Raw genomic sequence first — 7602 nt, forward strand, 5'->3', positions numbered from 1 at the left:
AGCGTCACAATCGCTCGGACAATGGGTAAACTTTCGCCACCGATGCCCATGCGGCTAACAAAAGAACGGTCAATCTTCAAGGTATTAATCGGAAAATGATACAACCGGCTTAAAGAAGAATAGCCGGTGCCGAAGTCATCAATCGATAGCTCAACACCCAAAACTCTCAAATATTCCAGCATCGCGATCGCATCTTCATTGTCTGCGATCGCGCTTTCGGTAATCTCTAGCTTTAAACTGTAGGGATCGCACTCGGTTTTGTGCAAAATCTGGTCGATCTTTTCAATTAAATCGGGTTGCAAAAACTGCCTGCCCGACAAATTGACGCTCATTGTCAGTCCTCGGTGGTTTGGAAATGCCGAATGCCAGCGTTGCAACTGGCTGCAAGCCTCGCGCAGCACCCACTCACCCATCGGCAGAATCAGTCCCGTTTCTTCCGCCACGGGGATAAACTCCGCTGGGGAAACTAAGCCGCGTGTGGGATGCTGCCAGCGCACCAGCGCCTCGAAGCCAGAAATTTGACCTGTTGCCAGCGATACTATCGGCTGATAGTGCAGCCGTAACTCCTGGCGTTCCAGAACGTGTCGCAGATCCGTTTCCATCTGCAATCGGGCAACTGCTTGGTGGTGCATGGTCTTGTTAAACACCGCATACCGCGCCCTCCCTAGTGCCTTTGCTCGATACATGGCAATGTCGGCATCGCGCAGGATGTCTTCTGCCTGGTCATAGCCCAGCATACTCAAAGCAATGCCAATACTGACGGTGCTGAATACTTCTTGCCCCTCAATCTGCAATGGTTTTCGCAGTTGCCTTTGCAATCGATTGGCAATGCGGGTGACTTGGCTCAGGTCTGGTAAATCTGCTAGGACGATGGCAAACTCGTCTCCACTCAACCGTGCCACCGTATCTTCTGGGCGCACCGATGCCTGTAGAATTTTAGCGATCGCTACCAGCAATTGATCTCCTGCTAGATGTCCCAGGCTATCGTTAATCACCTTAAATCGATCGACATCCAAAAACAGCACAGCAAATAAATAGTCCTGGCATTGATTCGCCCGTTCCAGGGTTTGCCGCAACCGATCCATAAAAAGCGCTCGGTTGGGCAAGCCTGTCAAAGCATCGTGATAGGCTGCATGGAATAATTGCGACTCTACTTGCTTGCGTTGAGTGATATCGCGTTGAATTGCTAGGTAATGAGTCGTCTCATCTTGTTCATTTTTGATGGGTTCGATGTGCCACTCGTTGTAAAACTCCGTGCCATCTTTGCGATAGTTAATCGCTTCGCCATAAAATACTTTCCCTTCGGACAGAGTTTGTCGCAGTCGGTCGAGGAGAGTCCGATCGGTTTTGGGTCCTTGCAAGATCCTCGGTGATTCACCGATGACTTCCTCTGGGGTGTAGCCGGTCATTCTCGTAAACGCGCGATTGACAAAGATGATTTCTGGGCCGGGAAAAGTTAAGTGAGTCGAAGTAATCGCGATCGCATCTTCCGCAAATTCAACCGCCGCTGCCAGTTGCCGTAACCTTTCCTCTGTACGCTGGCGTTCTGTAATGTTAATCGCCACACCCACTAAACCAACCACTTGACCTGTTTGATTTTGCAGCGGGGTGGTGCGGTTTTCGTACACCACATCGCCTATCTGGACAATCCAGGTTACTTCTTTTCCAGCTAAAACGTTGCGAATATTCGCTAAGATTTCAGGCCGGTCTTTGTAAAGGTCAAAAATCGACTGCCCGATTACCTCACCGGCTTTCAGTCCGAGAGCCTCCAGTCCCTTGCCCTCAGAAAGCGTAAAAATGCCATTGCTATCTAGGGCATACAAAATAATTGGTGCATTTCCAACACTGGCGCGTAGCAGCTGTTCATTACCTAATCCCAAGGAACTGAGGCAATGCTGTGGCGATATACCCAGACTGGAACCGTCACCGTTCCTAGCAGTGTCGATCCTTTCGCATCGCATCGTCCTTATCCTGTGGGACTGGGATATTGGTTTCAGCTCCATCGGCTCCATATTTTTCCGGCTAGGATTTCCTGATAATTCTTTATTATTTCTTAAGATTTCCCTCTTGGGATCGTCTGCCACTCATCAGCGTATACCTAACTACTGATTACGCAACCTGGGAGGGAGCCATCGGGAGTGGGGTTGCAGAGGCGGTAGATTGCTGAAGTGGAATTTCTAGAACAAACTCTGTCCCTTGTCCGGGCGTTGACAGACACTTTAGTTGACCTCCGTGACGCTCCACCACCACTTGGTAGCTAATGGACAGCCCCAGCCCAGTCCCTTCTCCTACAGGTTTAGTCGTAAAAAAGGGGTCAAAGATTCGTTTTTGGACTGCTTCTGGAATGCCGCAACCATTATCTGCAATCCGGATAATTACTTGATTTTGGTTGTTCGCTGTTGTGCAAATCCGAATTGTCGGTAAAGGGGAATTGGCGATCGGGAATTGGCGATCGCTACTTTCTTCTCCATGATTCATCATCCATGAAGCCTGAACGTTTTCCCGTTCCAGAGCATCAATGGCGTTGCTCAGCAGATTCATAAAAACCTGATTTATCTGCCCTGCGTAGCATTCTACCTGGGGTAGGTTGCCGTATTCTTTGATAATCAGAATACCTGGTTTTCCTCCCTGTGGCTTCAATCGATGCTGCAAGATCAACAGGGTGCTGTCGATGCCTTCATGCAAATCCACCGGCTTTTTCTGGCTCTCATCATGGCGGGAGAAATTCCGCAAGCTCAGGACAATCTGGCGGATGCGTTCCGCCCCCATTTGCATAGAATCCAATAGCCTTGGGAAATCTTCAACCAGAAACTCCCAATCCATTGCCTCGGCTTCTGTTTGAATTTCCGCTGCTGGATGAGGATAGTGGTGCTGGTAGAGGTTTAACAAATGCAGCAAATCTTGGGCATACTGCAAAGCCGGGGTCAAATTCCCATAGATGAAGGAGACGGGGTTATTAATTTCATGGGCGACACCCGCTACTAACTGCCCCAAACTGGACATTTTTTCGCTTTGGATCAACTGAGTTTGGGTTTTCCGCAGCCGATGCAGCGCTTGTTTAAGTTTGGTCGTTTTTTTCCTTAATTGTGCTTCTGATTTCTGTAATGCTTCCTCCGCTTGCTTGCGTTCGACGAGTTCGGCTTCCAGTTGCTCAAATAGCGTCGATTGCTGAATGGCGATCGCTAGTTGCACGCTAAGCTGTTTGAGCAATTCTACTTCCGATGCCTGCCATTGTCGGGTTTCGGTGCAGTTTTGGGCAACAAGCAGCCCCCATAATTGAGGGTTGGAAGACGAGTGAGGACTGAGGACTGAGGACTGAGGGTTGGAAGAGGACTGAGGACTGAGGACTGAGGACTGAGGAGTGGATGGGGGAGGAGGGCTGGTTGAGGTGTGAGGGTTGAGGAAGAGTCCTTTCACCTCCGTCTTGTTTTGGACAATCGGGACGACCAGATTGGCTTTTACCTGAAACTTCACTAGCCAATCAATCTGGCACTGACTGAGATTCGCCGTGTCGATATTCTCAATCGCTTGAACCTCGCCTTGTTGGTAAAGAGGCAGGTGATTTTCCCCAAAACATCTGCTATGGATCTGAGTTCCTAAACTCTTAGTCCAACCCGTGCCGACCGATTCTACAACCCCAACTCCACGCCCATCTGAATCGAAGCGGTAGATCGTTACCCGGTCGGTGTTGAGAAATTGCCGGACTTGCGATACAGCCGTTTTCAGGACTTCTTCCAGGTTCAGAGACTGGCGGATGCGCTGATTCATGTTTCTGAGCAGCCGTTCTCCAGTCGCTTGCTTCCATAAGGCTGTTTCTACCTGTTTGCGACCTGTAATATCCATCACCGTCCCAGTAACCCGTGCCGGTGTATTGGTTGGGTCGCAAAATAGGGTACCCGTAACGGCAACCCACCGAACTGCACCATCCGGGCAAAGGAGACGATGTTCGAGGCTAAAGAGACGACCTGCCAAGTTTTCTGTCCTGGATGCTTCTACAATCTGCGCGATCGCGTGACGGAAGCGATCGCAGTCCTCCAGATGAATACACTTTAAATAAGCTTCATAAGTGCTACCAAAGGAACCAGGTGGGAAACCTAATAAAGATTCCGCATTTGCCGACCAGGTTAGCTGACCCGTCTGCCTCTCCCACTCCCAAACTCCCATACTGGCAGCATTCAGAGCAAGCCCCAGCCTGGTTTCGCTTTGTTGTAACGCCGCTTGTGACTGTTGTTCAGCGAGCTGGCGCTCGGTAATATCTGTATGAAAAACCAGAAACTGAGTCAGTTCACCAGTGGCGTCCCAGACAGGAGCAACAATTAGCTCATTCCAAAAAGGCGTGCCATCTTTGCGATAATTCTTTAACACTACCTGGCACTCTTGCCCTAACTGCAAGGCTTGGTGAATTTGCTCAATCGCATCCTGGTCAGTATCGATTCCTTGCAAAAAAAAGCAGTTGCGTCCGATGACTTCTGGTGAAGCATAGCCCGTTATCTTCTCAAAAGCCGGATTGCAATAGGCTATAGAAGGATTGGGGGTACGAGCATCCACAATCACAAGACCCACAGGCATGGTTGCGAGGATGCGATCGCATAACCCTCCTGCTTCCCCGTGCCGATCGAGAGTGTGAAACTTCTTGCCTACCTTGCCTTGCTGGCTTGCCATTGCAGTTGCAGCTCTCAGAAGTAATTAGTAGCGAATGTTAAGCCTCGATTTCTTACCGTACACGAATCTTAACTTCTCTCTAATATACCTAATGGCGTATTTCTCCGGTGTGATGCATTATACAAATTTCAGTGCTATATAGTCTGAGTTTCTACCTGAGGTGGTCGGAAGAGATTAATCTCTATGCGCCAGATAATTTAAAAAACATTGGTCTAGTTCCTAACGACGACCGTGGCGCTGTTCTAAAATCTTCTGTTTTACAAACTTCTCTCAAGTCCCGATCCAGATGACAGCGATTCCAGCCACCGCTTTATCACTGACTGAATCTACACTTTAAGCGGCATCCACATTGCCCCCAGTCAGTACCGGGTTAAGTCAGTACTGGGTTAGTTGGGTGATTTATTATGCCCGATCTCATTTTGCATTCGGCGATTGTCGCCGACATTGAATGCAGGTTCTAGGTGGACACTAGTGCCTGAAAATACGGTAATTTCCTACGGTAAATCTTTGTTCGCAGTCTATTGAGCTTGTGTATCGGGTTGCTCGGTCATAGGACTGTGCCTGATTCATACTGCCTTCTCGGCGAAAGACCCAACTGATAAATTTATCTAAATTCTCAAACTCAAATAAGAATCTCAAATAAGAATAAAGGGGTGCGCTCATTTAAGCAAATAACGACTCGCTATTCGCAATTTAAAATTGTCCGCACCCCGCAAAAATTACGGTGATTAAATTTCAGCATAGCGATTTACTGGTAAGTAAACCTATGACTTTGGAGCGAATTAAAAACAAATAGATATATCACCTAGGAGCGAAGCAGACCGTTAGAGGGAATACATAGGCTTAAAGTCAAGACTTAGACTCTAGCGCTGAGTTGTTAGGGAAAGCAAAAGGAGGGGAAAATGACGCATCACGGCAATCATGACGATGAGATCATCACGGGAACCGCAGACGAACACTACAACCTGATCAGCGTGCTATACCATGCCCTAGAGGGTGCCAGTACCTACGAAATTTATATTCAGGATGCTGAGGAAGCTGGAGATGATGAACTCGTAGAGTTCTTCCAGCAACTAGAAGAAGAAGAATCTCAACGCGCCGAACGGGCGAAAGAATTGCTTGCCAAGCGGATTGCTCCGCAGGGGGCAGTTGCTAGATAGCGATCGCAAAAGCTAGCTCAGGTTTATTTCCCCCTTTAAATTCTTGAGAGAATTCGTGGTTGAAGCAGCCACGAATTCCCTAGTTTGCATGAGTAAAAAGCGTGCAAATTAAAATAGCGTGCAATTACGGCGCGAACTTCATGGAGTAAGGAGCGTACTTTTTTTAGAAAGATTCAACGCTTTGGCAAGTCATTAAGAGAGCGAAGCGTGAAAGTTGGAAAGATTTAAGAGGTCAATAGTGAAATACGAGCAGTTCATTAAACAGGTTCAAAGCGTTGCCCAACTGAGCCACCGTCAGGAAGCAGAACGTGCCACTCGTGCCACGCTGGAAACACTGAAAGAACGCATCGTTGGAGACGAGGCAAAAGACCTAGCTTCACAACTGCCAGCAGAACTACAAGAGTGTCTGCGTGGGCGAGAGGGCGAAAACGGTCAATTTTTCTCGCTGCAAGAGTTTTACCAGCGCGTCAGCGAAAAAGAGGGAACCGATCCTAGCGATGCTGCAACTCATGTTCGAGCGGTGTTCGCAGTGCTGCAAAAAGCCGTAACGCCTGGTGAGTTTGCAGATGTCCGCGCTAATTTTTCAGAAGATGACGCAGAGCTATTTCTTACCGGAACCTCATTGAGTGAAGTTCCCAGTTCGTAAGGATTTTAAAGGTAAAACTCCAAAGGAGTTTTACTTTTTCTCGCGAGCGCTCAAAATTTTTTTCTTGCAAAATTTTCATAAAAAAGGAGATTCCATGACACAGCAAAATAATAACGGCAGCAAGAAGCGAGTTGCCATCCTAATCGAAAATGGGGTTGAAGATTCTGAATTTCAAGTCCCTTATAAAGCCTTGCAAATGGCGGGAATGGAGGTCGTTGTCCTCGGTTCTCGGATGAACGAGAATTATGTCGGTAAACAAGGCAAATTGTCCCAGAAACCGGATGGCACCACGACGGAAGCCGTGGCTCTCGATTTCGATGCAGTCATTATCCCCGGCGGCATCGCTCCGGATATGATGCGGACGAACCCCAACACCGTCAACTTTGTAAAAGACGCATTCGAGCATGGGAAATTGGTGGCTGCCGTTTGCCACGGACCACAAGTTCTGATTGAAGCTGATTTGCTCAGAGGTAAGCAAGCGACGGGCTTCTTCTCTATCCGCACAGACATTATCAATGCCGGTGCCCATTATGTGGATGAGCCGGTCGTGGTTGACGGCAACCTGATCACCTCGCGTCAACCGGGTGATTTGGCAATTTTTACCACTGCAATTCTCAGCCGTCTCGGTTACGGTGGCAAAGAAGCTGCATTACCCCATGAAAGCGATATCACCGCTGAATGGTGGAAACTGGCTGATTCTTGGGGCGGTTCCACCAAGGGCGATATTGCCAAAGGTTTGAATACGGCGCTGGCTGGCGAACGTTATTCGCAAGAAGCGTTTGGGCAGTATGCCGAGAAAAGCACAGATGCAGAATTGACCTCGATGCTGCAAGACATGATCAAAAATAAGCAGCATCACATTCAAATGCTGGAAGAACGGCTGAATGCTCTGGGAGAAAGCCCCTCGATTCCGGCACAAGCTGCTGATAAATATGCCAAGTTCAAAGCTTCTCTGCAAGGCAGTGACGACACCGATCTTTTGCGTCGCAGCATGGGCGACTTGCAAACCGGCGTTGTCGATATTAACAACTTGCGGATGAAATTTACCGATCCGATTACTACCGCCATTCTCACCGAGATTGAAGTGGATTTGTCGAAGTACGAACAGTGTTTGGCGGCACTTTATAAATCTCG

At 48.4% G+C, this 7602-nt stretch carries 5 protein-coding genes; 3 read left to right on the forward strand and 2 right to left on the reverse strand.

The window, feature by feature from the left end; genetic code table 11:
• A partial coding sequence (locus H6F50_RS00915; RefSeq protein WP_190425287.1) for an EAL domain-containing protein occupies positions 1–1961 on the reverse strand: 1961 nt, incomplete at its 3' end.
• 148 nt (positions 1962–2109) lie between these two features.
• Complete coding sequence (locus tag H6F50_RS00920; RefSeq protein WP_190425290.1) at positions 2110–4662, reverse strand: PAS domain S-box protein; 2553 nt, start codon at positions 4660–4662, stop codon at positions 2110–2112.
• 902 nt (positions 4663–5564) lie between these two features.
• Here H6F50_RS00920 and H6F50_RS00925 point away from each other — a divergent pair.
• The 3 genes from H6F50_RS00925 to H6F50_RS00935 all read left to right on the forward strand — a co-directional run.
• Positions 5565–5822 (forward strand): hypothetical protein, encoded by a 258-nt coding sequence (locus H6F50_RS00925; RefSeq protein WP_190425293.1) that lies wholly within the window; start codon positions 5565–5567, stop codon positions 5820–5822.
• A gap of 238 nt (positions 5823–6060) precedes the next feature.
• Complete coding sequence (locus H6F50_RS00930; protein ID WP_190413065.1) at positions 6061–6468, forward strand: DUF2267 domain-containing protein; 408 nt, start codon at positions 6061–6063, stop codon at positions 6466–6468.
• A gap of 94 nt (positions 6469–6562) precedes the next feature.
• On the forward strand, positions 6563–7602 hold a 1040-nt coding region (locus H6F50_RS00935; RefSeq protein ID WP_190425296.1), incomplete at its 3' end, for a DJ-1/PfpI/YhbO family deglycase/protease.

The sequence above is a fragment of the Coleofasciculus sp. FACHB-712 genome, from assembly GCF_014695635.1.
In the GTDB taxonomy this organism is placed as follows: domain Bacteria; phylum Cyanobacteriota; class Cyanobacteriia; order Cyanobacteriales; family FACHB-T130; genus FACHB-T130.